Here is a 25,054-nt window from a genome sequence, read left to right on the forward strand (position 1 = left end):
GCCCTTCCCCCCTTTGGGGGACCCGCGCAATGGGCCGTACGAGCAGGGCATACCGTCTTGACACACCGAACGGCACCCCCCGGAGTGAGCGCGAGATAAGCGACCGACATAATGTCGGTCGTGGCGACAGCAACAGCAACAGATACCGGGCACGCGCACCCGTCGGTCAATCGACCGAACCTCACCAGCGTCGGAACCATCATCTGGCTGAGTTCCGAGCTGATGTTCTTCGCGGCCCTCTTCGCGATGTACTTCACCCTGCGATCGGTGACCGGAGCCGAGCACTGGAAGGAAATGGCGTCCGCGCTGAACCTTCCGTTCTCGGCCACCAACACCACGATCCTCGTGCTCTCCTCCCTCACCTGCCAGCTCGGCGTCTTCGCCGCCGAGCGCGGCGACGTGAAGAAGCTGCGCATGTGGTTCGTGGTCACGTTCGTGATGGGTGCCATCTTCATCGGCGGCCAGGTCTTCGAATACACCGATCTGGTCAAGGAGGAGGGCCTCTCCCTCTCCTCCGACCCGTACGGCTCGGTGTTCTACCTGACGACCGGCTTCCACGGCCTGCACGTGACGGGCGGCCTCATCGCCTTCCTGCTGGTCCTGGGCAGGACGTACGCGGCCAAGAGGTTCACCCACCACCAGGCGACAGCGGCCATCGTCGTGTCCTACTACTGGCACTTCGTCGACGTGGTCTGGATCGGGCTCTTCGCCACGATCTACTTGATCAAGTAATCGGTCCTGTCCCGCACCGGACCAACAGTCCGACATCGACGCAGAAGATCCTGACACCGGGGTAATCCGTGAAAAAGCTCTCCGCACGACGACGCCATCCGCTGGCGGCGGTCGTCGTCCTACTCTTCGCGCTGGCGGTAACTGGGGGGCTGTACGCCGCGTTCGCGCCGGCGGACACGGCCAAGGCCGATGACACCGCCCAGTCCCTCGCCATCGAGGAGGGCAAGAAGCTCTACTCCGTGGGCTGCGCAAGCTGCCACGGCACCGGCGGTCAGGGCACCACCGACGGGCCGAGCCTGGTCGGCGTGGGTTCCGCCGCCGTCGACTTCCAGGTCGCCACCGGCCGCATGCCGCTGCAGCAGCAGGGCGCCCAGGCGCCCCGCAAGAAGGCCATCTACACGCAGGCCGAGATCGACCAGCTCGCGGCGTACATCGCTTCCCTCGGCGCGGGCCCCTCGGTCCCGACGAAGAACCAGTACAGCCCCGAAGGTGCCGACATCGCCAAGGGTGGCGAGCTGTTCCGCACGAACTGCGCCCAGTGCCACAACTTCACGGGCAAGGGCGGCGCCCTCTCGAACGGCAAGTACGCCCCGAGCCTCGAGGGCGTCGACCCGAAGCACATCTACGAGGCCATGCAGACCGGCCCGCAGAACATGCCTTCCTTCCCCGACACCACGATGTCGGAGAAGAACAAGAAGGACATCATCGCGTACCTCGACACGGTCAACAGCGACAAGACCAAGAGCCCGGGCGGCCTCGAACTGGGCGGCCTCGGCCCGGTCAGTGAGGGTCTGTTCGCGTGGATCTTCGGTCTGGGTGCGCTGATCGCAGTCGCCATCTGGGTCGCGGCCCACACCGCTAAGGCCAAGAAGTCATGAGTAGCCAAGACATTCCAGAAGAGACCCTGCCGAGCACGCAGGGCCACGCGCACGAAGGTGCCGTAGCCACCGCCGGCGACCCGTTCGCGGACCCGGGGCTGCCGCCCCACGAGCCGCGCATGCAGGACATCGACGAGCGGGCCGCCAAGCGCTCCGAGCGCGTGGTCGCGTTCCTGTTCATGCTGTCGATGCTGGCCACGGTCGGCTTCATCGCCGCCTACGTGAGCCTGCCGGTCGACAAGAACATCTACGTGTTCCCGATCGGCCACATCAGCGCGCTGAACTTCTCGCTGGGGCTCACCCTCGGCGTGGCGCTGTTCTGCATCGGCGCGGGCGCGGTCCACTGGGCCCGCACCCTGATGTCCGACGTCGAGGTCGCCGACGAGCGGCACCCGATCGAGGCGCCCGCCGAGGTCAAGGCCAAGGTCATGGCCGACTTCAAGCTGGGTGCCGAGGAGTCGGGCTTCGGCCGTCGCAAGCTGATCCGCAACACCATGTTCGGCGCGCTGGCCCTGGTGCCGCTCTCCGGCGTGGTGCTGCTGCGTGACCTCGGTCCGCTGCCGGGCACCAAGCTCCGCAAGACCGCCTGGTCCGAGGGCAAGATGCTCATCAACCAGAACACGCTGCAGCCGCTGCGTCCCGAGGACATCCAGGTCGGCTCCCTCACCTTCGCCATGCCCGAGGGCATGAAGGAGGAGGACCACGACTTCCAGCAGGAGATCGCCAAGGCCGCCCTGATGATCGTCCGGCTCCGTCCGGAGAACATCAAGGACAAGCGCGAGCTCGACTGGTCGGCCGACGGCATCGTCGCGTTCTCCAAGATCTGCACCCACGTCGGCTGCCCGATCAGCCTCTACGAGCAGCAGACGCACCACGTGCTGTGCCCGTGCCACCAGTCCACCTTCGACCTCGCCGACGGCGGTCGCGTGATCTTCGGCCCGGCCGGCCACGCCCTTCCGCAGCTGCGGATCAAGGTCAATGACAAGGGCTACCTTGAGGCCATGGGCGACTTCGCCGAGCCCGTCGGTCCTGCCTACTGGGAGCGCGGATGAGCAACAACGACAACCGCCGCAAGGCGCCCGCCGGTGAGCGGGTCGCCGACTGGGCCGACGGCCGGCTGGGCATCTACAGCCTGGCCAAGTCCAACATGCGGAAGATCTTCCCGGACCACTGGTCCTTCATGCTGGGCGAGGTCTGCCTCTACAGCTTCATCATCATCATCCTCACGGGTGTGTATCTGACGCTGTTCTTCCACCCCAGCATGAACGAGGTCGTCTACCACGGCTCGTACGTCCCCATGCAGGGCATGCGGATGTCCGAGGCGTTCAAGTCGACGGTCGACATCAGCTTCGACGTCCGCGGTGGTCTGCTCATCCGGCAGATCCACCACTGGGCGGCGCTGATCTTCGTCGCGGCCATGCTCGTGCACATGATGCGCGTGTTCTTCACCGGCGCGTTCCGCAAGCCGCGTGAGGTCAACTGGCTGTTCGGCTTCCTGCTGCTGGTCCTCGGCATGTTCACCGGTTTCACCGGTTACTCCCTGCCGGACGACCTGCTCTCGGGCACCGGTGTCCGCTTCATGGAGGGCGCGATCCTGTCCGTGCCGATCATCGGCACGTACATCTCGATGTTCCTCTTCGGCGGCGAGTTCCCCGGCTCGGACTTCGTGCCGCGGTTCTTCTCGATCCACGTCCTGCTGCTGCCGGGCATCATGCTCGGCCTGCTGGTGGCGCACCTGATCCTGGTCTTCTACCACAAGCACACGCAGTTCCCCGGCCCCGGCCGGACGAACAAGAACGTGGTCGGCATGCCGCTGCTGCCGGTCTACATGGCCAAGGCCGGAGGCTTCTTCTTCCTGGTCTTCGGTGTGATCGCGGCCATCGCCGCCGTCGCGACGATCAACCCGATCTGGGCCATGGGCCCGTACCGCCCGGACCAGGTGTCCACCGGTGCGCAGCCCGACTGGTACATGGGCTTCTCCGAGGGCCTCATCCGAGTGATGCCGGGCTGGGAGATCAACTTCGCGGGTCACACGCTCGTCCTGGGCGTGTTCATCCCGCTGATGATCTTCCCGCTGGTCCTGGCGGCCATCGCGGTCTACCCGTTCATCGAGTCCTGGGTCACCGGCGACAAGCGTGAGCACCACCTGCTGGACCGCCCGCGCAACGCCCCGACCCGCACCGCCTTCGGTGTGGCCTGGCTGACCTGGTACCTGGTGCTGCTGGTCGGTGGTGGAAACGACCTGTGGGCGACCCACTTCCACCTGTCGATCAACGCCATCACCTGGTTCGTCCGGATCGCGTTCTTCGTCGGCCCGGTCATCGCCTTCGTCGTCACGCGCCGGATCTGCATGGGTCTGCAGCGTCGCGACAAGGAGAAGGTGCTGCACGGCCGCGAGTCCGGCATCATCAAGCGCCTGCCGCACGGTGAGTTCGTGGAGGTCCACGAGCCGCTCTCGCAGGAGCAGCTGCACACCCTCACCGCGCACGAGCAGCCCCGGCCGCTCGAGCTCGAGCCCGAGGTGGACGAGAACGGCGTCGCCCGCAAGGTCGGCGCGGGCCAGAAGCTGCGGGTCAAGCTCTCGAAGGGCTTCTACGGCGAGGGGACGCACATCCCCAAGGCCACCGCGGAGGAGTACCAGGAGATCACCAGCGGCCACGGCCACCACTGATCCCCGCCTGCTGATCACAGTGAACTGATCGCCACAGCGAGAGCCCCGTCCATCGCATGGACGGGGCTCTTCGCCGTCCCCGGTCGTGGATAGGCTGGACCCGGGCCCCCAATCGGGCCCTGTGGACACGAGAGACCACCAGGAGTGTGGACCATGAACGTTGCGACCCCGGCAGGCGGCGAGCGCTCGGTGGCCCCCTCCTGGCCCCGCGTACTGGACGCCCTGCTCAGCGACGTCGACCTCAGCTCGGACGACACCGCCTGGGCCATGGACCGGATCATGCGCGGCGAGGCGACGAACGCGCAGATCGCGGGCTTCGTGGTGGCCCTGCGGGCCAAGGGCGAGACGGTCGCCGAGATCTCCGGCCTGGTGCGCGCGATGTACGCGCACGCCAACCTGATCGAGGTGCCCGGCCCGAGCGTGGACATCGTGGGCACCGGCGGCGACGGCGCCAAGACCGTCAACATCTCCACCATGTCCTCGATCGTCGTCGCCGGCACCGGCGCGAAGGTCGTCAAGCACGGCAACCGCGCGGCGTCCTCCGCCAGCGGCGCCTCCGACGTGCTGGAGAAGCTCGGGGTCAATCTGGACCTCACCCCGCGCCGGGTGGTGGAGGTGGCCCAGGAGGCGGGCATCACCTTCTGCTTCGCCGTGAAGTTCCACCCCGCGCTGCGGCACGTGGCGGCCGCCCGCCGCGAGCTGGGCATCCGTACGACCTTCAACGTGCTGGGCCCGCTGACCAACCCGGCCCGGGTGCGTGCCCAGGCCACCGGCGTGGCCGACGCCCGGATGGCGCCGATCCTGGCCGGCGTGCTGGCCGAGCGCGGCTCCTCGGCGCTGGTCTTCCGCGGTGACGACGGGCTGGACGAGCTGACGACGACCGCGACCTCGCGGGTGTGGATCGTGCGGGACGGCGCGGTGCGGGAGGAGCCCTTCGACCCGCGGGACGTGGGGATCGAGCTGGTGCCGGTGGAGGCTCTGCGCGGCGCCGACGCCTCGTACAACGCGGATGTGGCGCGGCGGCTGCTGGCGGGCGAGCAGGGCCCGGTGCGGGACGCGGTCCTGCTGAACGCGGCCGCGGCGCTGGTGGCGTTGGAGCCGGCGGACGCCCCGCTCGCGGAGCAGATCCGGGCGGCGATGGAACGGGCCGCTGAGGCCATCGACTCCGGCGCGGCGCGGCGGGCGCTCGAGCGGTGGGTGGCGGCCAGCAACGCCTGACGTCTCGCCCCGCGGAACGACGGTTCCGCGGGGCGATCCGTTTGTGCCATACTCCTGGCCAGGTCACGAGCGACAGCGATACGGCCCCGGCTTGCTGTCCGGCAACCCTCCTTCCGTGGCGGGGTGCCCCGGGTGATGACCAGGCCGCAGGCAGCGACGTCTGCGGCAAGCGCGGATCCCTCGCCAGGGATCCTGGTTGTCGAGGGAGATCCTTCCGTGATTCAGCGAATGCGTTAGGGCCTACGGCCCGTTTCCGGTAATTCCGTGCGCCCCTGTCCGGGCGCGCGCGTCCATCCATCGCCCTTGCCGGGAGAATTCGCCATGTCCGCATGCGCTGTTGACGCTGTTTCCACCACCGCACCGCTGCCCGTCCTCGGCCGCGACGTCCGCGTGCCGCTCGTCACCGGGGGCGAGGTGACGTACGCGGCCCTCGACTACGCCGCCAGCGCCCCCGCGCTGCAGCGGGTCTGGGACGACGTCGCCGCGTACGCGCCGTACTACGGCAGCGTGCACCGGGGCGCGGGATACCTCTCGCAGCTGTCCACCGACCTCTTCGAGAACAGCCGGGCGGCGGTCGCCGACTTCCTCGGCTGCCGCGCCGACGACCAGGTCGTCTTCACCCGGTCCACCACCGACTCGCTCAACCTCCTCGCCGCCGTACTGCCCGCCGGCTGCCGGGTGTTCGTCTTCGAGACCGAGCACCACGCCGCCCTGCTGCCCTGGAACGAAGCGGACGTCACCTACCTCGACGCCCCGCGTTCCCCGCGGCAGGCCGTCGAGGCGCTGGAGCGGGCGCTGGCCGACCGCGACCCCTACGGTCCCGCCCTGGTCTGTGTGACCGGGGCGTCCAATGTGACGGGCGAGGTGTGGCCCGTGCGGGAGCTGGCCGCGGCCGCCCACGCGCACGGGGCGCGCATCGTGCTGGACGCCGCGCAGCTGGCCCCTCACCACCCCGTGGACATCGCCGAGTTGGACGTCGACTGGGTCGCCTTCTCCGGCCATAAGCTGTACGCGCCGTTCGGCTCGGGCGTCCTGGCCGGGCGCGCCGACTGGCTGCGGGGCGCCGAGCCGTACCTGGCGGGCGGCGGGGCGAGCCGCGCGGTGGCCCGCCGGGCGGACGGCGGCGTGGACGTGGAGTGGCACGACAGCGCCGCCCGGCACGAGGCCGGTTCGCCCAACGTCATCGGCGTCTACGCCGTCGCCGCCGCCTGCAGGGCGCTGACCGACGCGGGCTTCGACCGGCTGGTGGCGCGCGAGCGGCACCTGGTCGACCGGGTGCGGGCGGGCCTGGCCGCGGTGCCCGGGGTGCGGGTGCTGTCGCTGTTCGGCGAGGACGCCCCGCGCGTGGGCGTCATCTCCTTCGTCGTGGACGGCTGGAACAGCTCGCACTTCGCGGCCGCGCTGTCCGCCGAGTACGGCATCGGGGTCCGCGACGGACTGTTCTGCGCCCATCCGCTGGTGCGAACGCTGCTGGGCGGCGAGCCGGACGCCCCGGGGGAGTGCGGCGCCCCCGACGAGGGGCAGTCGCTCAACGCCATCCGGGTCAGCTTCGGCGCCGGCACCCCCGACGAGCACGTCGAGCGGTTCGTCCGGGCCGTGGGGGAGCTGGTGGCCAACGGCGCGCGCTGGATCTACCGCACCGAAGGCGGCCGTTGCGTGCCGGACGTGGCCGCGTAGCTCCCCGCGACCCGCGCCCCTCGCGGGGCGCGGTGGTCAGTTGTCCAGGCCGATGGCGAAGGCCGCTTCCAGGTCGTGCTGCGAGTACGTGCGGAAGGCGATGTGCGTCTCCGTGGAGGCCACGCCCGGCACCTTGCTGATCCGGCCCGGGATGACGTCCGCGAGGTCGTCGTGCCGGGCCACCCGCACCATCGCGATCAGATCGTGCGCCCCGGTGACGGAGTAGACCTCGCTGACGCCCTCGAGCGCGGCGATCTTCTCGGCGATCTCGGGGATCCGGTCCACGTCGGTCTTGATGAGCACGATCGAAGTGATCACGTCGGCTTGTCTCCTTCGGTGGACCTGGCTGCGTTCTTCACTCTAGCCGCAGCCGTGCGGTGGACCCAGGCGAAGCCGAAGCCGAGCGAGAAGCCCAGGACATGGGCCAGATAGGCGATCCCCGGCCGTCCGGCCTCCGTGCCCGTCGCCAGCCACTGCAGAACGAACCAGAACAGTAGTACGGCCCAGGCCGGAAAGCGCAGCGGCAGGAAGAAGAGGAAGGGGAAGAGGCTGGTGACGCGCGCCCTGGGGAAGAGATAGAGGAACGCCCCCAGCACGCCGGAGATGGCGCCGGACGCTCCCACGAGGGTGCGCTCGGACTGGGCGTGCACGACCGCGTAGCCGAGCAGCGCCAGGTAGCCGGTGAGGAGGTAGCAGCAGGCGAAGGCGGAGCGGCCCATGCGTGCCTCGGTCATGGCGCCGAAGACGTAGAGGAAGAGCATGTTGCCGAGCAGATGCAGCCAGTTGCCGTGGACGAAGAGCGCCGTGAGCGGGGTGCACAGACCCAGCAGGGGGCCGTGCCACAGCTCGTGCGGTACGACGCCCCAGCGCTCGAAGTAGGCGGTCTGGGCGGACAGCAGCGCGGGGCCGGTGCCGTAGGAGGCGTTCAGGCCCGAGGCGGGACCGGCGAGGAAGGCCGCGCAGCAGCCGCCCAGGAGCGTCCAGGTCACCCAGGGGATGCCGCCCCGGCCCGGGCGCCATGCCGTTCTGATCATGACCAGATCATGGCGTACCGGGCGTAACCAGCACAGAGTGCCTCGCCGGTCCGCCCGCTCGGGCCCGTGCCCCCGCGCTCGGCGACCACCAGGCCGTAGGGTTACGAAAAGCACTCCACCGACCGTATGCACCGCGAACGAGGATGGACGACACCATGGGCGTTCCCCGGCCGACAGCCGACACCCGGTGGCGCTGCACGCTGTGCGGCAATCTCACCCGGTTCGACGTCACGCGTACGACGAAGGCTGTCGACTACGTGCACCTCGATCTCGCGGGGGAGTCGAAGGTGGAGGAGCGCGAGGTCGTCAGTGAGACGATCGAGTCCGTGCGGTGCCGTTGGTGCAACGTGGTCGACCAGATCGAGCTGGTGGACCGGCCGGGCGCGAGTGCCTGAAGAACGGGAGCGATGAACGGTGGTGGAGCACACAGACGGCGTGGAGGCGGCCGGTGATGCCGGCGGGGCCGACGACGGCGTCACCGAGGTGCTCGACCGTCCCCTGCCCGAGGGGATCAGGCGGCGCGTCGTCGGGCTCGTCGCCGAGGCGTTCGGCGGCCTGACGGTCACCGAACTTCCGCCCCAGTTGCGGCAGTACGCCCGGTTCACCCCTACCCGGCGGGCCAAGTTCGCCGGGAACGCCATGGCGGCGGCCGTCGAGAGCGACGCCGTCTTCCGCCAGCGCATCTCCGCGCGGCTGCGCGAGACGGGCTCCGAGCTGGCGGAGGCGCTCGACGCCGGTTCCCCGCCGGCGGCGGCCGATCCGGAGGACGTGGCGGCCATGGCCTTCGTGCTGCGCCCGCCGGGCTGGGTCAAGCTGGTCACCGCGGCCGGCGAGGAGGCCCAGCGGGCGAGCGCGGAGCGGGCCGGCGAGGAGGCCCAGCGCGAACTGCGCCGGCTGCGCGAGGAGCTGGCGGCCGCGCGGGCCGAGGCGCGGGCGGAGAACGAGCGCGTGCGGGCCGAGCTGGAGACCGCGCGCAGGGAGGCCGAGTCGCACCAGCGCAAGCTGCGCAGCGCCGTCAGCGACGTGCGGCGCGGCGAGGCGGCGCTGCGCAAGGCGCAGACGGAGCTGGAGTCGGTGCGTTCGGAGGCCGCGGCCGAGAAGGCGGCGGCCCTGGCCGAGACGCGGCGCGTCAAGGCGCGGCTGGCGGAGGCCGAGGCCGGCCTGGAGGCGAGCCGCCGGGCGGCCCGCGAGGGGCGCAGCGTGGAGGACATGCGGCTGCGGCTGCTGCTGGACACGGTGCTGGACGCGGCGCAGGGGCTGCGGCGCGAGCTGGCGCTGCCGCCCGCCTCCGTGCACCCGGCGGACACGGTCGAGGCCGTCCAGCCGGGCACGATGACGCCCAAGGACATCGCCACGCGGGCCCTGTCGGAGACCGATCCGGCCCTGCTGGACCAGCTGTTGGCGCTGCCTCAGGCGCATCTGGTGGTCGACGGCTACAACGTCACCAAGACCGGCTATCCGACGATGCCGCTGGACAAGCAGCGGCTGCGGCTGCTGGGCGGGCTGGCGATGCTGGCCGCGCAGACCGGCGCCGAGGTGACCTGTGTCTTCGACGGGGCCGAGCTCGCGGCGCCGGTGCTGCTGGCGCCGCCGCGCGGGGTGCGGGTGCTGTTCAGCAAGCCCGGGGTGACGGCGGACGAGCTGATCCGCCAGCTCGTGCGCGCCGAGCCGCCGGGCCGTCCGGTCGTGGTGGTCTCCACCGACCGCGAGGTCGCGGACGGGGTCGCCAAGGCGGGGGCGCGGCCGGTCGCATCGGCGTTGCTGCTCAAGCGACTTGCTCGTACATGAGCGATACGTCCGCTTAAGTCTGTGTGACCTGAGGGGCCGCCTTGGTAAAGGTTGGACTGACGGTGCAGATTTTTCGCACGAGAATTTGAATGGATCACATTCCGCTCACTAGGGTCGGGCCTCGAACCTCTGTACCGTGATTTTCTGTTCGAGGAAGAGGAGGGGCTCGCTCCGTGGCCTCCCACCGTCGTCCCAAGCAGCCGAGTCGCACTCGGGTGACCGTGCTGACCGCGACCGCCGCCGCGGCCGTCGCCCTCTCCGCGCAGTCCGCGAGCGCCGACCCCCAGCCTTCCAAGACGGACGTCAAGACGAAGGTCGACAAGCTTCACGAAGAGGCGGAGCAGGCCACCGAGAAGTACAACGGGGCCAAGGAGAAGCAGGAGAAGCTCGAGAAGCAGGTCGGCGAGCTCCAGGACAAGGTCGCCCGCGGCCAGGAGGAGCTCAACAAGCTCCGTGACGGCCTCGGCTCGATGGCCACCGCCCAGTACCGCAGTGGCTCCATCGACCCGACCCTGCAGCTGCTGCTCTCCTCCGACCCGGACTCCTACCTCGAGAAGGCGTCCACCCTCAACCAGCTGAGCGCCAAGCAGGCCGACACCCTCCAGCAGATAGCCGCCAAGCAGCGCACGCTGCGCCAGGAGCGCGCCGAGGCCACCGGCAAGCTCGCCGACCTGGAGTCGACCCGCAAGGCGCTGGGGGAGCGCAAGAGCGAGGTCCAGGGCAAGCTCGGCGAGGCCCGCGACCTGCTCAACACCCTCACCGCCAAGGAGCGCGCCGAGGTCCTCGGCGAGGGCGAGTCCGCCGGCAAGGAGGCCGGTAAGGGGGGTACGGACGGCTCCCGCGCCGGGCGCTCCGAGAGCCGCCCGGACCTGGGCAAGTCCCTGCCCACCTCGCAGCGCGCCGGCGGTGCCCTCGGCGCCGCGCAGAGCAAGATCGGCTCGCCGTACGTCTGGGGCGCGACCGGCCCCAACTCCTTCGACTGCTCCGGGCTCACCTCCTGGGCGTACGCACAGGCCGGCGTCACCCTGCCGCGCATCTCGCAGGACCAGGCCAACGCCGGCACCCGCATCTACGACCAGGGCTCCCTCAAGCCCGGCGACCTGGTGATCTTCTACGGCGACCTCCACCACGTGGGCCTGTACGCGGGCAACGGCCAGGTGCTGCACGCGCCCCGGTCGGGCACCAACGTGCGGTACGAGCCGATGAGCAACATGCCCTTCCAGTTCGGCGTCCGGGTGGGCTGACCTCCCCCATCGCCCGAACGGCGGGGGGAGTACCCCCATGGCCCAAACCCCCCGCCGCGCCGCACCGCCCGTTCGGGCGAATCACGGCTACGGCAACTGACACCACGCCCCGCCGGTGACCTGCGTCTCCGGCGGGGCGTCAGTTTTCACGCCCCGCAGGGTCTTTGAACCGGGGGTGAGCGCGCCGCTACTGTCTGGCGCGCGGTGCCCGGCCGTCGACCGCCCGTCAACCGGGCGGCAGGGTCCGCACACAGTGGAAGGGAGTGCGGCACCCAGTGGCGTCCCATCGCCGTCCTTCGCAGTCCGGTCTCACCCAGAGCGTCCGGGTCACCGTTCTGTCCGCCGCCGTGGCCACCGCCGCGGCCGCCTTCTCGGCGGCCCCGGCGAGCGCACGCCCCGGTGACACCGCCGACGACTCCAAGGCTCCGGGGACGGTGAAAGCGCAGCTCGACCAGCTCTACGAGCAGGCCGAGCAGGCCACCGAGAAGTACAACGCGGCGGGCGAGCGCGCCGACGCCCTGCGCGAGCGGGTGGAGCAGGCCGCCGACCGGGTCGCGCGCGGCCAGGAGCAGGTCAACCGGATGCGCAGCGCCCTGGGCATGATCGCCACCGCCCAGTACCGCAACGGCGCCGTGGACCCCGCCATCGAGCTGCTGCTGTCCTCCGACCCCGACGGCTACCTCGACAGGGCCGCCACCCTCGACCGCGTCACCGGCCGCCAGGCCGAACAGCTCAAGGCCCTGCTGGCCGCGCAGCGCACCCTGCGCCAGGAGCGGCACGAAGCCGCCCGCACCCTCGCCGAGCTGGAGGTCAGCCGGGCGGCCGTCGAGCGCCACAAGCACGAGGTCGAGGGCAAGCTCGCCGCCGCCCGCCGGCTGCTGAACTCCCTGCCCGAGTCGGACCGGGCGGAGATCACCCGCTCCTCCCGCTCCGGGGAGCGCCCGTCCGGCGCCCTGCACAGCGCCCTGCCGGACCTGAGCGGCCTCTCCGGCCGCGGCGCCGCCGCGGCCCTGGCGGCCCGCTCGGCGGTGGGCTCCCCCTACGCCTGGGGCGCGACCGGGCCCGGCGCCTTCGACTGCTCCGGGCTGATGCAGTGGGCCTACGGGCGGGCCGGGGTGGGCCTGCCGCGCACCTCCCAGGCGCAGCGCAACGCCGGCCGCCGCGTCTCGCTGGCCGATGCCCGCCCCGGCGACCTGGTCATCTACCGGGACGACGCCAGCCACGTGGGCATGTACGTCGGCAACGGACAGGTGGTGCACGCCCCTTACCCCGGCGCGCGCGTCCGCTACGACCCGGCCAACATGATGCCGATTTCCTCCGTCACCCGGCCATGAGCGTGCCCTGACCGGTGTCCGGGCCCGTCCGGCTCGTACGATGCGGGCGTGACGGGCAGCAGGCGGAGTGGACGGCGGGCATGGAGCTGCCTGGTCGTGGTGGCGCTCGCGCTCCAGGCCCTGGCCGGCTGCGGCTCCGGCGGCGGCGCGGGCCCCGAGAGGGCCGACACCTCCGTGCAGTACCTGCTCGACCGGTGGGGCGCCGCCGTACGGGCCCGGGACGAGGGCGCCTACCTCGCGGCCGTGGACCCGGCCGCCGACGGCTACCGGGCCGAGCGGCGCCGGGCGTTCGCCAACCTCGCCGCCGTGCCGCTCGCCTCCTGGGAGTACCGCCTGGTGCGCACCGGCGGCTTCACCCCCGCCCCCGGCGACGGCCGCCGCGTCGCCGCCGAGGCCGAACTGCGCTACCGGCTCGACGGGTACGACACCGCGCCCGTCACCGCCTCGCTGCGGCTGACCGTGGTGCGCCGCGCCGACCGCTGGTACGTGGCCGGCCAGGACGGCCGGGGCGGTGGCGGGCAGTTGTGGGAGCAGGGCGAGGTCACGGCCGTGCGCGGCGAGCACAGCCTGGTCCTCGGGGTGGGGCAGGACCAGGCACGGCTGAGGGCGCTGGCGGACCTCGCCGACCGGGCGGTGCCCGCCGTGGACGCCGCATGGCCGGGGAAGTGGGCGGAGCGGGTGGTGGTCGAGATGCCCGCCTCGCTGGAGCGGATGGCGGCGCTGCTGGGCGCCCCCGCGTCGAACTACCGGGGCATCGCGGCGGTGACCACCGGCGAGGTCGGCGGGGCGGGGGCGGCCCCCGCCGACCGGATCATCGTCAACCCCGAGGCCTACGGCGTCCTCGGCGACTTCGGCCGCCGGATCGTGCTCACCCACGAGACCGCCCATGTCGCCACCCGCGCCCTGACCTCGCCCGCCACCCCGCTGTGGCTCTCCGAGGGCTTCGCCGACTGGGCCGCCTACCGCGACACCGGCCGCACCGCCCGGCAGGCCGCCCCCGAGCTGGCCGTGGCCGTCTCCGCGGGACGGCTGCCGCAGCACCTGCCCGAGGACGCCGACTTCGGCTTCGCGGGCGAGGCCGGCCGGCTGGCCCGCGCCTACGAGGAGGGCTGGCTGGCCTGCCGCATGATCGCCGAGCAGTGGGGCGAGGAGAAGCTCGTCGCCTTCTACCGGGCGGTGGGCGGCCACCGCAGCCGCGAGGGCGCGCTCGAGGCGGCGCTGCGCGAGGTGCTGGGGGTCGGCCAGGACGACTTCACCGGGCGCTGGCGCTCGTACGTGGCGGGCGGCCTCGCCGGCTCTACCGGCTGACGAGGGCGGACTCGCGGGGCTCGGTCGGCGGGTCCGGTTCGCCGCCGGCCGCCGGCTCCTCCGAGACCGTCTCCCGCCACAGCCGGGTACAGGCGACCAGCGTCGCCGCCACCAGCAGCCCGTTGCGCAGCGTCAGCGTGGCGATGCCCAGCTTGTCGCTGGCCACGACGTGCGAGAACCAGATCGGGAACTCCAGCTGCGTCAGCGGCGCGGCCAGGAGCACCAGCACGACCGGCAGGCCCTGCCGCGGCGTGCGCATCACCACGCACACCGCCGCCAGGCCGATCAGCCACACCATGTACTGCGGGCTGATCACCCGGCTGGTGGTGGTGAACAGCAGCACCGCCGCGAACGCCGCGTCGTAGGGCGTGGTGGTGGTGAACCTGCGCGCCCGCACCCGCCACAGCAGCAGCCAGACGAGGGCCAGCACGCTCAGGCCCAGCGCCATGGCGCTCACCGCGTGGACGTGGCGGCCGAGGAACTCCACCGAGCCGTAGTTCAGCCGCGCCTTGCCGTGCCAGCCGAAGTGCCGCGCCAGATGGAAGACCAGCGAGCCCAGGGACTCCACTTCGGTGCCCCGGTCGCGCTGGAAGGTCAGGAACGCCAGCGCCCCCGGCATCGCGGCCGTGCAGAACATCGCCAGCAGCAGCGCCGTGACCAGTGCCGCGCCCCAGGTGGAGCGGGTGCGCGGGCCGCGCGGGGTGCCGACGAGCAGCAGCACCGGCCAGACCTTCAGCAGCGCTCCGAAGCCCATGAGCGCCCCCGACAGCCGCGTCCGGCGCGCGGTCGTCAGCAGGGCCGCCACCGCGACCGCGGTGACCATGACGTCGTAGCGGGCGTAGACGATGGGCCCCAGCAGCGGCACCCCGGTGACCCACACCCACACCCCCGCCTTGCCGCGCCGGGGGTCGCGCACCGCGTACAGCAGCATCCCCATGACCGCCGCGTCCGCCAGCAGGCACAGCACGAAGAACGCCGGGGCGTAGTCGAGGAACGGCAGCAGCCCGGGCGCGAGCACGGCCAGCGCGGCGGCCGGCGGGTACTGCCAGGTGACGTCGTCGTAGGGGAAGATTCCGGTGCGCAGGACCCCGTACCAGCCCTGGTAGATCACCTCGATGTCGACGGAGACGTCCGAGCCGGGCATGTCCCACACCCGGAACACGCACATCATCAAAGCGACCCGGCTAACGGCCCACGCCACGATCGAGAGCCGCAGACCAGTGCCCGCCACCATCACTCACCTCGTTCCCCTCGGTCGCTGCGCCACCACACAGCGTGTGCCTGCCGTCACTGAAGGGAATGATGCCGGTCCCGGGGCCCGCGCGCGACGACGTGAGGGACGCGGCGCGGCTGACGCCCGATCCCACCCGGTACTGTCGGCGGCGATGCACAAGACCCTGATCGTCACCAACGACTTCCCGCCCCGCCCCGGAGGCATCCAGGCCTTCCTGCACAACATGGCCCTGCGCCTGGACCCGGCGAGCATCGTCGTCTACGCCTCCACCTGGAAGCGCGGCCGGGAGGGCGCCGAGGCCACCGCACGCTTCGACGCCGAGCAGCCCTTCCCCGTCGTCCGTGACCGCACGACCATGCTGCTGCCCACGCCCCGGGTCACCCGGCGCGCGGCGTCCCTGCTGCGGGAGCACGGCTGCACCTCGGTGTGGTTCGGGGCGGCCGCGCCGCTGGGGCTGATGGCCCCGGCGCTGCGCCGGGCGGGCGCCCGCCGGCTGGTTGCCACGACCCATGGGCACGAGGCGGGATGGGCCCAGCTGCCGGCCTCGCGGCAGCTGTTGCGGCGGATCGGCGAGGGCACCGACACAATCACCTATCTGGGCGAGTACACGCGGTCGCGGATAGCCGCCGCGTTGACGCCCGAGGCGGCGGCGCGCATGGTGCAACTGCCGCCGGGGGTGAACGAGAAGACCTTCCACCCCGGCTCGGGGGGCGACGAGATCCGCGCCCGGCTGGGGCTGGCCGACCGGCCGGTCGTGGTGTGCGTCTCGCGGCTCGTGCCGCGCAAGGGCCAGGACACCCTCATCGAGGCCATGCCGCGGATCCTGGCGGCCGTTCCCGACGCGGTGCTGCTCATAGTCGGCGGCGGGCCCTACGCGGACGACCTGCGCCGGCTCGCGGAGCGCACGGGCGTCGCGCACGCGGTCCGCTTCACGGGCCCGGTCGCCTGGGAGGAGCTGCCGGCCCACTACGGCGCGGGCGACGTCTTCGCGATGCCCTGCCGTACGCGCCGGGGCGGGCTGGACGTCGAGGGGCTCGGCATCGTCTATCTGGAGGCCTCCGCGACCGGGCTGCCGGTGGTCGCCGGCGACTCCGGGGGTGCGCCGGACGCGGTGCTGGAGGGCGAGACCGGCTACGTGGTGCGCGGCGGCTCGCCCGGTGAGGCGGCCGACCGCATCGTCACGCTGCTGAAGGATCCGCAGCTGCGGCGGCGGATGGGCGAGCGCGGCCGGGAGTGGGTCGAGGAGCGCTGGCGCTGGGACCTGCTGGCCGAGCGGCTGAAGGAACTGCTGTAGACGGGTAAGGGGCTTGCGCCATGGCGCAAGCCCCTTACCCGTGTCCCTCGTCCACGGCGTCAGCCGTGGTAGATGGCCTCGATCTCGTCGGCGAAGTCCTTCGCGACCACGTTCCGCTTGAGCTTCAGCGACGGCGTCACATGGCCGGACGCCTCGGTGAACTGCGTGGGCAGCACACGGAACTTGCGCACCGACTCGGCCTTGGAGACGGCCGCGTTGCCGTCGTCGACGGCCTTCTGCACGGCCGCCAGCAGGTCCGCGTCGTCGGCGAGGTCGGCGGCCGTCAGCCCGGCGGTCTTGCCGTTCTGCTCCAGCCAGCGGGGCAGGAAGTCCTCGTCCAGGGTGATCAGCGCGCCGATGAACGGCCGGCCGTCGCCGACGACCATGCACTCGGCGACCAGCGCGTGGGCGCGGACGCGGTCCTCGATCACGGCGGGGGCGACGTTCTTGCCGCCGGCCGTGACGATGATCTCCTTCTTGCGGCCGGTGATGCTCAGATAGCCGTCCTCGTCGAGCGTGCCCAGGTCGCCGGTGTGGAACCAGCCGTCCGACAGCGCCTCGGCGGTGGCCGCCTCGTTGTTCCAGTAGCCGGTGAACAGGTGCTCGCCGTGCAGCAGCACCTCGCCGTCGTCGGCGATGCGCACCACCGAGCCCGGCAGGGGCTGGCCGACCGTGCCGATGCGCGGCCGGTCCCAGGGGTTGAAGGCGGTCGCCGCGCACGACTCCGTCAGGCCGTAGCCCTCCAGGACCGTGAAGCCGATGCCGCGGTAGAAGTGCCCCAGCCGCTCGCCCAGCGGGGCGCCGCCGGAGATGGCGTGCGTGGCCCGGCCGCCGAGGACCGCCCGCAGCTTGCTGTAGACCAGCTTGTCGAAGATCTTGTGCTTGAGCCGCAGGCCGAAGGACGGGCCCGAGGGCGTGTCCAGGGCGCGGCTGTAGGCGATGGCGGTGTCGGCCGCCTTGTCGAAGATCTTGCCCTTGCCGTCCGCCTGCGCCTTGGCGCGGGCGCCGTTGTAGACCTTCTCGAAGACGCGCGGCACGCCCAGCACCAGCGTCGGGCGGAAGCCCTGCAGATCGTCCGTGAGGTTGCGGATGTCGCTGACCAGGCCCAGCCGGATCGGGGCCAGCACCGCCGCGACCTCCACCAGCCGGCCGAAGACGTGGGCCGCGGGCAGGAACAGCAGCACGGACGAGTCGCCCGTGTCGAAGAGCGGCTTGAGCCGCTCGACCGCGTTGCCGCACTCGGCGAAGAAGGCCCGGTGGGTCAGGACGCAGCCCTTGGGGCGGCCGGTGGTGCCCGAGGTGTAGACGATGGTCGCGGGGGAGTCGGCGACGGCCAGGGCGCTGCGCTCGTCCACCGCCTCGTCGCTCAGCGGCTCGCCCGCCGCCCGCAGCCGCTCCACGGCGCCGCGCTCGATCTGCCAGATGTTCGCCAGCTCCGGGAGCCGCTCGCGCACGGACTCCACGGCGGCCTCGTGCGCCGGGGTCTCCACCAGGCAGGCGACCGCGCCGGAGTCGCCGAGGATCCACTGGATCTGCTCGGGCGAGCTGGTCTCGTAGATCGGCACCGTGACGCCGCCGGCGCTCCAGATGGCGAAGTCCAGCAGCGCCCACTCGTAGCGGGTCCTGGACAGCAGGCCGACGCGGTCGCCCGGCTTGATGCCCGAGGCCATCAGCCCCTTGGCCGCGGCACGCACCTCGGCCAGGAAGCCGGCGGCGGTGACGTCCTCCCAGTGGCCGTCGACCTTGCGTCCGATGACGGCGACGTCGGGGTGGAGCGCGGCGTTCCGGCGGATGAGATCCGTCAGGTTTCCGTCGGCGGGGACCTCGTACAGGGCCGGAAGGCTGAACTCGCGCAAGACTGCTGCTCCTCGTCGGGCGCCGGCGCCGCCGCGTCTTCGAGGGGCGCTGCGTCGGCTGCGGTCCATGATCTGGCGGGGGGAGTGGACTGCCCGGACGTTACCCACCAGTACCACTTTTCGAATAGAGGGTCGCGGCCAGATGTTCTATGCGTCACATGCCACCGGACTGCTTCCGGCACCCTAGCCTCCCGGCTAGGTGACTCGGAAGTAACCGCAGGTCGGGGCCCTTCCAGCGAGCCCGCAGCACCGCCTAGGGTGATCCGTATGCGAGTCCACGTGGTCAGCGACGTACACGGCAACGCCGAGGGTCTGGCGCGGGCGGGGGACGGCGCCGACGCCCTCGTCTGCCTCGGGGACCTCGTGCTCTTCCTCGACTACGCCGACCACTCGCGCGGCATCTTCCCCGAGCTGTTCGGCGTCGAGGCCGCCGACCGCATCGTCGAGCTGCGCACCGCCCGCCGCTTCGACGAGGCCCGCGCGCTCTCCCGCAGCCTGTGGGACGGCATCGACCGGAAGGCGGCCGTCGAGGCCGCCGTCCGCAAGCAGTACGCCGAGCTCTTCGCCGCCTTCCCCACCCCCACCTACGCCACCTACGGCAACGTCGACATCCCGCCGCTGTGGCCCGAGTACGCCCGCCCCGGCACCACCGTCCTCGACGGCGAGCGCGTCGAGATCGGCGGCCTCGTCTTCGGCTTCGTCGGCGGCGGCCTCCGCTCGCCCATGCGCACCCCCTACGAGATCGACGACGAGACCTACGCCGCCAAGCTCGCCGCCCTCGGCGAGGTCGACGTGCTGTGCTCGCACATCCCGCCCGACGTGCCCGAGCTCTGCTACGACACCGTCGCCCGCCGCTTCGAGCGCGGCAGCGCGGCCCTGCTGGAGACCATCCGCGCCACCCGCCCCAAGTACGCCCTCTTCGGCCACGTCCACCAGCCGCTCGCGCGCCGGATGCGCATCGGCGCGACCGAATGCGTCAACGTCGGCCACTTCGCGTCCACGGCCACACCCTGGGTGCTGGAGTGGTGACACGCAGCGGGAGGTAGCCTTCACCGGCAGACCATGAAGAGGCCGCGCACCGGTACGGAGGAGCCACGCAGATGGCGGAACACACCAGCTCGAGCATCACGATCGAGGCGACGCCGGCCCAGGTCATGTCGGTGATCGCCGACTTCGACCGCTACCCGGAGTGGACGGGGGAGGTCAAGCAGGCCGAAGTGCTGGAGAAGGACGAGCAGGGCCGCGCCAGGAAGGTGCGCCTGGTCCTCGACGCGGGCGCCATCAAGGACGACCACACCCTGAACTACAGCTGGCCCGAGACGGACGTCGTCCAGTGGTCCCTGGACAAGTCCGCGATGCTGCGCCAGCTCGACGGCTCCTACAGCCTCAAGCCCGCCGCAGGCGGCAAGCACACCGAGGTCACCTACCAGCTCACCGTCGACGTGAAGATCCCGATGCTCGGGATGATCAAGCGCAAGGCGGAGAAGGTCATCATCGACCGCGCCCTGTCGGGGCTCAAGAAGCGCGTCGAGCAGGGCACCCCTTCCTGACCCTCCCGACGCTCCAGCCGATGCACTGAACCACTGCCGGAGGCTCCACCTTGCGTACGGTCCTCGTCACCGGTCCCGGCGGCGCGGGCCGCACCACCGTGGCCGCGGCCACGGCGCTCGCCGCCACCCGCGCCGGGCGCCGTGTCCTGCTGCTCACCTGCGACCGCGGGCGCGCCCCGGACACGGTGCTCTCCGCCGCCCTGCCCACGCAGGGCACCGACGACGGCGCCCCCTGGGCGCCGCCCGTCGAGGCGACCCCCGGCCTGTGGGCCGCCCGCATCGCCGCCGGCGAGCACTTCGGCGCCCTCGCCCGCGACCTGCAGGACCGCGGCACCTCCCTCCTCGACCTCCTCGGCGCCACCCCCCTGGACCCCGAGGAGCTCACCGAGCTCCCCGGCGCCGAGCCGCTGGCGATCCTCTCCGCACTGCGCGCCGCCCACGCCGACGGACGCTGGGACCTGCTCGTCGTCGACATGCCCCCCGTGCACGAGACCGTGCGGCTGCTGGCCCTCCCCGAACAGCTGAGCCGCTACCTGCGCCGCCTGCTGCCCCCCGAGCGCCAGGCCGCCCGCGCCCTGCGGCCGATGCTGGCCCAGCTGGCCCGGGTCCCGATGCCCGCCCAGCTCCTCTACGACACCGTCGAGCGCTGGCAGCAGGAGCTCACCGCCGTACAGCAGGTGATCGAGGCGCCCGGCACGACCGTGCGCCTGGTCGCCGAACCCGGCGCCCTCGCCGCCGACGCGCTGCGCACCGCCCGCGCCGGCCTCGCCCTGCAGGGCTGCCGTATCGATTCGCTCGTAGCGAACCGGCTGCTGCCCCAGGACTCCGCCGACCCCTGGCTCGCCGCCCTCGCCACCGAGCAGGCCGCCGCCCACCGGGCCCTGTGCGAGGAGTTCCTCGCCGACGGCGTCACCGTGCGCGACCTGCCGCACCTGGGCCGCGCCCCCCGTGGCCCGGCCGACCTCGGCGACCTGGCCGCCCGCGCCACGCTGCCCCGCGAGGACCACGAGGCCGCCGTGGCCGGCCCGCCCGCCGACCCCTGGACCGTCGAGGACCGCCTGGCCACCGACGGCATGCTCGTCTGGCGGCTGCCGCTGCCCGGCGCCGACCGCGACGGCCTCGGCCTCGTCCGCCGGGGCGACGAACTGATCGTCGGAGTCGGCCCGTTCCGCCGCGTCCTGCCCCTGCCGTCGGCGCTGCGCCGCTGCACCGTCTCCGGCGCCGGGCTGCGCGACGGGGCGCTCAGCGTGCGCTTCATACCCGACCCCGACCTGTGGCCAAGGAGCAGCTGAACGGCGCTGCGCCGTTCAGGTAACGTCGAAGGAAAATCCAGCCCGCAGGAGCCCGTCATGACCGATGCCACCGAGCGCCCCGGCCCCGGCCGGGCGCCCGACCCCGACGCCTGGGAACGGGCCTGCGCCGAGGACCTCGCCGCCGAGAACGCCCGCCGCCGCGCGGGGTCCGGCCAGGGCTACGAACCGGGCAGCGCCGCCGAGGAGCTGCGCAGACTCGTCGACGCCGTCGCCGACAAGGTCTCCGCCTTCCAGCTGCCCCTGGCGGGCGCGGCCGCGCAGGGCGCCGTCCAGCAGTTCATCGCCCAGGCGAAGGCCGCCGTCGAACCGGTCATCGAGCGCAACCCCGAGGTCTTCGACCACCTGGCCTCCGCCGGTTCCGAACTGATGGCCGCCTACCGCGCCGCCGTCCACGGCCAGGAGGCGCGCTGGACGCGCGACGAGCCGCCGCACGAGCCCCGCGAGCCCCACAAGGGCGAGGGTGACAACGGCGGAAGCGAGCGCATCGACCTCGACTGACCCCCTGTAGCCGGAACGGCACAGGGCTGCCCCCACGCTCCGGTACGGTGGGTCGCGGCGGGGTTCGAGCGAATAACTGAGGGACACATGGGACTCACCATCGGCGTCGACATCGGCGGCACGAAGATCGCGGCCGGCGTGGTCGACGAAGAGGGCTCGATCCTCGCGACGTGCAAGGTGCCGACCCCGGGGACTCCTGAGGGGGTCATCGACGCGATCGCGGACGCGGTGCGCACGGTCAGCGAGGGCTTCGAGGTCGAGGCCGTCGGCATCGGCGCCGCCGGCTACGTGGACGACAAGCGCGCCACCGTCCTCTTCGCCCCGAACATCAACTGGCGGCACGAGGCGCTCAAGGACAAGGTCGAGCAGCGCGTCGGCCTCCCGGTCGTCGTCGAGAACGACGCCAACGCCGCCGCCTGGGGCGAGTACCGCTTCGGCGCCGGCCAGGGCCACGACGACGTCATCTGCATCACCCTCGGCACCGGCCTCGGCGGCGGCATCATCATCGGCAACAAGCTGCGCCGCGGCCGCTTCGGCGTCGCGGCGGAGTTCGGCCACATCCGCGTGGTGCCCGACGGCCTGCTGTGCGGCTGCGGCAGCCAGGGCTGCTGGGAGCAGTACGCCTCCGGCCGCGCCCTCGTCCGCTACGCCAAGCAGCGCGCGCAGGCCACCCCGGAGAACGCCGAGATCCTCCTCGGCCTCGGCGACGGCACCCCCGAGGGCATCGAGGGCAAGCACATCAGCGACGCCGCCCGCCAGGGCGACCCGGTGGCCATCGACTCCTTCCGCGAGCTGGCCCGCTGGGCCGGCGCGGGCCTCGCCGACCTCGCCTCGCTCTTCGACCCCTCGGCGTTCATCGTCGGCGGCGGCGTCTCCGACGAGGGCGACCTGGTCCTGGACCCGATCCGCAAGTCCTTCCGCCGCTGGCTGGTCGGCGGCCAGTGGCGCCCGCACGCCCAGGTGCTCGCCGCACAGCTGGGCGGCAAGGCCGGCCTCGTGGGCGCGGCCGACCTGGCACGTCAGGGGTAACCCTCCCGTCCGCCCCGCGGACAGCCGTCGGACTCCACCGTCTCCCAGCGCCCCCGCGGCGGAAAGGGACAGCCCGTGTTGCACGATCTCCCCGCATCCCGGACGGACTCCGACGGCTGTGCCGTCGTCCGCGTACTGAGCTACAACATCCGCTCCCTGCGCGACGACACCGACGCCCTGGCCCGGGTCGTGCGGGCCTGTGCGCCGGACGTCCTGTGCGTCCAGGAGGCGCCGCGCTTCTTCCGCTGGCGCAAGGCGGCCGCCCGCCTGGCCCGCGCGACGGAGCTGGTGTACACCACGGGGGGCGCCACCGCCTCCGGGCCGATGATCCTCACCTCGCTCCGCGCGCACGTCGAGCGCACCGAGGACGTCCTGCTGCCCCGCACCCCGGGGCTGCACCAGCGCGGCTTCGCGACCGCCGTGCTCCGCTTCGGCCGGGCCCGCCTCGGCGTCCTCAGCTGCCACCTGAGCATCCGGGACGGCGAGCGGTACGCCCAGGGGCGGCTGCTCCTGGACCGGCTGGCCGCCCTGGACGCCCCGCACGCCGTGGCGGCCGGCGACCTCAACGACCGGCCCGACGGACGGACGTTCGGCCTGCTGGCGGGCGAGCTGCAGGACGGCTGGGCCACCAGGCCGTGGGGCCGCGAGCACACGACCCGCCTGGGCGATCCCGAGCAGCGCATCGACGCGGTCTTCGCGACCAAGGGCGTCGAGGTACTGGGATGCGGGGTGCCCATGGGGCTGCCGGGGGTCGCCGAAGCGGACCTTCGTGCGGCCACGGACCATCTGCCGGTGCTGGCGGTCGTGCGGGTGCCGGCCGCCTGACCGGGGCTCCGCCCCGGACCCCGGTCCTCAAACGCCGGACGGGCTCAATTGAGCCCGTCGGTAGGGGAAAGAACCCCCTAAACCACCGCGCCGCGCCCCGGGTCGTCGTCCTCGTCCTCGTCGCCGTCCTTCATCCGAAGCACCAGCGTCGCGAAGCCCCCGAGGAAGCCGCCCACCCCCAGCGTGGTGGCCCACCACGTCAGCTCCTGACGCAGCAGGACCATGATGAGCAGCAGCAACGGTCCACCGAGCACCGCGATCCACGCGAAGCGCGACGTGACGTCACCCGTCGGCAGCGGCGGCGGCTCCGGCGGTACGAAGTGGCCCTCCTCCACGGCGTCGTCCTCGTCGGCGGCCTCGGAGGCGCTCCAGTCGCGCGGGCCGACGCCCGGCGCGTAGACGATGAAGCTGCCCGGCCGCTTGGGCGCGGCGGGGGCGGAGTCCGCGTCCTCGGGGGCGTCCCCGGTCGGCCCGGTCTCGTTCTCCTTCGTGGCCTCGGACCGGGGGGCGGTCCCGGCCTTGGGGGAGGGCTCGGGGGCGTCGGGCCCTTCCGCCCCGGCCGGCGAGCGCGGGGTGTCCGCTATGTCGCCGGAGGCGGGCCAGCGGCCCTTGTCCGGGTCCGGCTGCTCGCCGTAGGCGGCGACCAGCTCGGCCCACGCCCGGTCCTCGTCCAGCGGGTCGCGGCTCTCGTCGCGGTCGCGGTCCGCGTCGTGCTCAGCCACGGGAGGCCGTCCCCTGCGGGTCGGCGTGGCTGTCGGCGGGCTCCCCGGCACTCTCCTCACCGGTGCCGGTGGAGAGCCGGCTGATGAACCCGTACGTCTCCTCGAAGATCCACGGGGCGTCGTGGTCCAGCGTCGCCACGTGATAGCTGTGCTCCAGCAGCCGCTCCGTGACGTCCCGGGACGAGACCCGGGCCAGGATGCGCGCCGAATCGGCCGGCGGCACCACATGGTCCTCGGGGCTGTGCATCAGCAGCAACGGCTGGGTCACCTGGGGCAGCTCGGGGTCCAGCATCTGCAGGAAGCGCCGGAAGGAGTGCGCGGCGTGCAGCGGAACCCGGTCGTAGCCGGTCTCCTCCACGCCGGGCTTGGCGATGTCGCTGGCGATGCCCTTGGTCGTCCGCACCAGATGGCGCACCACCGGCAGCGCCTTGGCGGCCAGGCCGTGCACCTTGTTGGCGGGGTTGACCAGGACGATGCCCGAGACCGCGTCGCCGTGCTTGGCCGCAAGGCGCAGCGTCAGGGCGCCGCCCATCGACAGACCGCACACGAAGACCTGAGAGCACCGCTCGCGCAGCGACCACAGCTCGCGGTCGACCTCGGCGTACCAGTCCTGCCAGCCGGTGATCGCCATGTCCTGCCAGTGCGTGCCGTGCCCCGGCAGCAGCGGCAGGGAGACGCTCAAACCCCGTTCCGCGAGATAATCGGCCCAGGGCCGGACGGACTGCGGCGAACCGGTGAAGCCGTGACACACGAGGACGCCGACCTCTCCGCCGTCATGGCGGAACGGCTCGGCTCCGGGGAGGAGCGGCACCGGAATCTCCGATCAATGGAGCGGGACAACAGGAAAGA

At 72.3% G+C, this 25,054-nt stretch carries 24 protein-coding genes and 1 riboswitch; of the genes, 18 read left to right on the plus strand and 6 right to left on the minus strand.

The annotated features are described in order from the left end of the window. Positions 1-111: 111 nt before the first annotated feature. From AB0G59_RS14500 to AB0G59_RS14525, 6 genes are all read left to right on the plus strand, one after another. Positions 112-732 (plus strand): heme-copper oxidase subunit III, encoded by a 621-nt coding sequence (locus AB0G59_RS14500; protein WP_071963529.1) that lies wholly within the window; start codon positions 112-114, stop codon positions 730-732. 68 nt (positions 733-800) lie between these two features. Further along, positions 801-1,610, plus strand: coding sequence for a c-type cytochrome (locus AB0G59_RS14505; protein WP_360911431.1), 810 nt, complete (start codon positions 801-803; stop codon positions 1,608-1,610). Further along, a complete protein-coding gene (locus AB0G59_RS14510; RefSeq protein WP_360911433.1) occupies positions 1,607-2,662 on the plus strand; it encodes a Rieske 2Fe-2S domain-containing protein in 1,056 nt (351 codons plus the stop codon). Before AB0G59_RS14505 ends, AB0G59_RS14510 begins: the two co-directional genes overlap by 4 nt. After that, positions 2,659-4,281, plus strand: a complete 1,623-nt coding sequence (locus tag AB0G59_RS14515; protein ID WP_360911435.1) for a cytochrome bc complex cytochrome b subunit — start codon at positions 2,659-2,661, stop codon at positions 4,279-4,281. The genes AB0G59_RS14510 and AB0G59_RS14515 overlap by 4 nt, the downstream gene beginning before the upstream one ends. Before the next feature lie 153 nt (positions 4,282-4,434). Further along, the gene (gene trpD / locus AB0G59_RS14520; protein WP_360911437.1) at positions 4,435-5,499 is read left to right on the plus strand and encodes an anthranilate phosphoribosyltransferase; all 1,065 of its coding nucleotides are present in this window, start codon (positions 4,435-4,437) and stop codon (positions 5,497-5,499) included. A gap of 61 nt (positions 5,500-5,560) precedes the next feature. Next, positions 5,561-5,677: riboswitch (SAM riboswitch) on the plus strand. Positions 5,678-5,820: 143 nt separating this feature from the next. Then, a complete protein-coding gene (locus AB0G59_RS14525) occupies positions 5,821-7,176 on the plus strand; it encodes an aminotransferase class V-fold PLP-dependent enzyme (protein ID WP_360911439.1) in 1,356 nt (451 codons plus the stop codon). Between the two features lie 36 nt (positions 7,177-7,212). Here AB0G59_RS14525 and AB0G59_RS14530 read toward each other — a convergent pair whose 3' ends face one another. Together AB0G59_RS14530 and AB0G59_RS14535 are read right to left on the minus strand one after the other, a co-directional pair. Further along, a complete protein-coding gene (locus AB0G59_RS14530) occupies positions 7,213-7,494 on the minus strand; it encodes an Lrp/AsnC ligand binding domain-containing protein (protein WP_071964901.1) in 282 nt (93 codons plus the stop codon). Further along, positions 7,491-8,210 carry a rhomboid family intramembrane serine protease gene (locus AB0G59_RS14535; RefSeq protein WP_071964902.1) on the minus strand — a complete coding sequence of 240 codons (720 nt, stop codon included), beginning with the start codon at positions 8,208-8,210 and terminating at the stop codon, positions 7,491-7,493. The genes AB0G59_RS14530 and AB0G59_RS14535 overlap by 4 nt, the downstream gene beginning before the upstream one ends. 155 nt (positions 8,211-8,365) lie before the next feature. Here AB0G59_RS14535 and AB0G59_RS14540 point away from each other — a divergent pair, with 155 nt between their 5' ends. The 5 genes from AB0G59_RS14540 (at position 8,366) to AB0G59_RS14560 (ending at position 13,884) form a co-directional block, all read left to right on the plus strand. Continuing rightward, positions 8,366-8,605, plus strand: coding sequence for a hypothetical protein (locus AB0G59_RS14540; protein ID WP_360911442.1), 240 nt, complete (start codon positions 8,366-8,368; stop codon positions 8,603-8,605). A 40-nt stretch (positions 8,606-8,645) separates the two neighbouring features. Next, the gene (locus AB0G59_RS14545; protein WP_360911569.1) at positions 8,646-9,998 is read left to right on the plus strand and encodes an NYN domain-containing protein; all 1,353 of its coding nucleotides are present in this window, start codon (positions 8,646-8,648) and stop codon (positions 9,996-9,998) included. A 173-nt stretch (positions 9,999-10,171) separates the two neighbouring features. Next, positions 10,172-11,242, plus strand: a complete 1,071-nt coding sequence (locus AB0G59_RS14550) for an NlpC/P60 family protein (protein ID WP_360911444.1) — start codon at positions 10,172-10,174, stop codon at positions 11,240-11,242. A 275-nt stretch (positions 11,243-11,517) separates the two neighbouring features. Beyond that, on the plus strand, positions 11,518-12,576 hold the full coding sequence (locus tag AB0G59_RS14555) for an NlpC/P60 family protein (protein WP_360911446.1): 1,059 nt from the start codon (positions 11,518-11,520) through the stop codon (positions 12,574-12,576). Positions 12,577-12,624: 48 nt separating this feature from the next. Continuing rightward, the gene (locus tag AB0G59_RS14560) at positions 12,625-13,884 is read left to right on the plus strand and encodes a hypothetical protein (RefSeq protein ID WP_360911448.1); all 1,260 of its coding nucleotides are present in this window, start codon (positions 12,625-12,627) and stop codon (positions 13,882-13,884) included. On the opposite strand, the gene AB0G59_RS14565 is transcribed toward AB0G59_RS14560, so the two are convergent. Further along, the gene (locus AB0G59_RS14565) at positions 13,874-15,118 is read right to left on the minus strand and encodes a glycosyltransferase 87 family protein (protein ID WP_360911450.1); all 1,245 of its coding nucleotides are present in this window, start codon (positions 15,116-15,118) and stop codon (positions 13,874-13,876) included. The two genes, AB0G59_RS14560 and AB0G59_RS14565, sit on opposite strands and share 11 nt — an antisense overlap. Before the next feature lie 151 nt (positions 15,119-15,269). Between AB0G59_RS14565 and AB0G59_RS14570 the strand changes: the two genes are divergently transcribed. Continuing rightward, on the plus strand, positions 15,270-16,412 hold the full coding sequence (locus AB0G59_RS14570; protein ID WP_360911452.1) for a glycosyltransferase family 4 protein: 1,143 nt from the start codon (positions 15,270-15,272) through the stop codon (positions 16,410-16,412). A 59-nt stretch (positions 16,413-16,471) separates the two neighbouring features. On the opposite strand, the gene AB0G59_RS14575 is transcribed toward AB0G59_RS14570, so the two are convergent. Continuing rightward, positions 16,472-18,268, minus strand: coding sequence for an AMP-dependent synthetase/ligase (locus tag AB0G59_RS14575; RefSeq protein WP_360911454.1), 1,797 nt, complete (start codon positions 18,266-18,268; stop codon positions 16,472-16,474). A 267-nt stretch (positions 18,269-18,535) separates the two neighbouring features. Between AB0G59_RS14575 and AB0G59_RS14580 the strand changes: the two genes are divergently transcribed. The 6 genes from AB0G59_RS14580 to AB0G59_RS14605 all read left to right on the plus strand — a co-directional run bounded on the left by AB0G59_RS14580 (position 18,536) and on the right by AB0G59_RS14605 (position 23,483). Beyond that, on the plus strand, positions 18,536-19,297 hold the full coding sequence (locus AB0G59_RS14580; protein ID WP_360911456.1) for a metallophosphoesterase: 762 nt from the start codon (positions 18,536-18,538) through the stop codon (positions 19,295-19,297). 71 nt (positions 19,298-19,368) lie between these two features. Continuing rightward, positions 19,369-19,818: an SRPBCC family protein gene (locus AB0G59_RS14585; protein WP_360911458.1), complete on the plus strand. Its 450-nt coding sequence runs from the start codon at positions 19,369-19,371 to the stop codon at positions 19,816-19,818. Positions 19,819-19,868: 50 nt separating this feature from the next. Beyond that, on the plus strand, positions 19,869-21,110 hold the full coding sequence (locus tag AB0G59_RS14590) for an ArsA-related P-loop ATPase (protein ID WP_360911460.1): 1,242 nt from the start codon (positions 19,869-19,871) through the stop codon (positions 21,108-21,110). 57 nt (positions 21,111-21,167) lie between these two features. Beyond that, positions 21,168-21,629, plus strand: a complete 462-nt coding sequence (locus tag AB0G59_RS14595; protein ID WP_360911462.1) for a DUF5304 domain-containing protein — start codon at positions 21,168-21,170, stop codon at positions 21,627-21,629. Between the two features lie 87 nt (positions 21,630-21,716). Beyond that, positions 21,717-22,658, plus strand: coding sequence for an ROK family glucokinase (locus AB0G59_RS14600; protein WP_071965298.1), 942 nt, complete (start codon positions 21,717-21,719; stop codon positions 22,656-22,658). 75 nt (positions 22,659-22,733) lie between these two features. Next, positions 22,734-23,483: an endonuclease/exonuclease/phosphatase family protein gene (locus tag AB0G59_RS14605; RefSeq protein WP_360911464.1), complete on the plus strand. Its 750-nt coding sequence runs from the start codon at positions 22,734-22,736 to the stop codon at positions 23,481-23,483. A gap of 77 nt (positions 23,484-23,560) precedes the next feature. On the opposite strand, the gene AB0G59_RS14610 is transcribed toward AB0G59_RS14605, so the two are convergent. Together AB0G59_RS14610 and AB0G59_RS14615 are read right to left on the minus strand one after the other, a co-directional pair. Continuing rightward, positions 23,561-24,205 (minus strand): hypothetical protein, encoded by a 645-nt coding sequence (locus AB0G59_RS14610; protein ID WP_360911466.1) that lies wholly within the window; start codon positions 24,203-24,205, stop codon positions 23,561-23,563. Then, positions 24,198-25,016 (minus strand): alpha/beta fold hydrolase, encoded by an 819-nt coding sequence (locus AB0G59_RS14615; RefSeq protein WP_360911468.1) that lies wholly within the window; start codon positions 25,014-25,016, stop codon positions 24,198-24,200. Before AB0G59_RS14615 ends, AB0G59_RS14610 begins: the two co-directional genes overlap by 8 nt. Positions 25,017-25,054: the final 38 nt, after the last annotated feature.

This window comes from Streptomyces sp. NPDC021096 (assembly GCF_040641275.1).
In the GTDB taxonomy this organism is placed as follows: domain Bacteria; phylum Actinomycetota; class Actinomycetes; order Streptomycetales; family Streptomycetaceae; genus Streptomyces.

Coding starts and splice junctions, on each gene's coding strand:
- AB0G59_RS14500 (WP_071963529.1), top strand. CDS start 112: ATGTCGGTCGTGGCGACAGCAACAGCAACAGATACCGGGCACGCGCAC.
- AB0G59_RS14510 (WP_360911433.1), top strand. CDS start 1,607: ATGAGTAGCCAAGACATTCCAGAAGAGACCCTGCCGAGCACGCAGGGC.
- AB0G59_RS14515 (WP_360911435.1), top strand. CDS start 2,659: ATGAGCAACAACGACAACCGCCGCAAGGCGCCCGCCGGTGAGCGGGTC.
- trpD (WP_360911437.1), top strand. CDS start 4,435: ATGAACGTTGCGACCCCGGCAGGCGGCGAGCGCTCGGTGGCCCCCTCC.
- AB0G59_RS14525 (WP_360911439.1), top strand. CDS start 5,821: ATGTCCGCATGCGCTGTTGACGCTGTTTCCACCACCGCACCGCTGCCC.
- AB0G59_RS14535 (WP_071964902.1), bottom strand. CDS start 8,210: ATGATCAGAACGGCATGGCGCCCGGGCCGGGGCGGCATCCCCTGGGTG.
- AB0G59_RS14540 (WP_360911442.1), top strand. CDS start 8,366: ATGGGCGTTCCCCGGCCGACAGCCGACACCCGGTGGCGCTGCACGCTG.
- AB0G59_RS14565 (WP_360911450.1), bottom strand. CDS start 15,118: ATGGTGGCGGGCACTGGTCTGCGGCTCTCGATCGTGGCGTGGGCCGTT.
- AB0G59_RS14570 (WP_360911452.1), top strand. CDS start 15,270: ATGCACAAGACCCTGATCGTCACCAACGACTTCCCGCCCCGCCCCGGA.
- AB0G59_RS14580 (WP_360911456.1), top strand. CDS start 18,536: ATGCGAGTCCACGTGGTCAGCGACGTACACGGCAACGCCGAGGGTCTG.
- AB0G59_RS14585 (WP_360911458.1), top strand. CDS start 19,369: ATGGCGGAACACACCAGCTCGAGCATCACGATCGAGGCGACGCCGGCC.
- AB0G59_RS14595 (WP_360911462.1), top strand. CDS start 21,168: ATGACCGATGCCACCGAGCGCCCCGGCCCCGGCCGGGCGCCCGACCCC.
- AB0G59_RS14600 (WP_071965298.1), top strand. CDS start 21,717: ATGGGACTCACCATCGGCGTCGACATCGGCGGCACGAAGATCGCGGCC.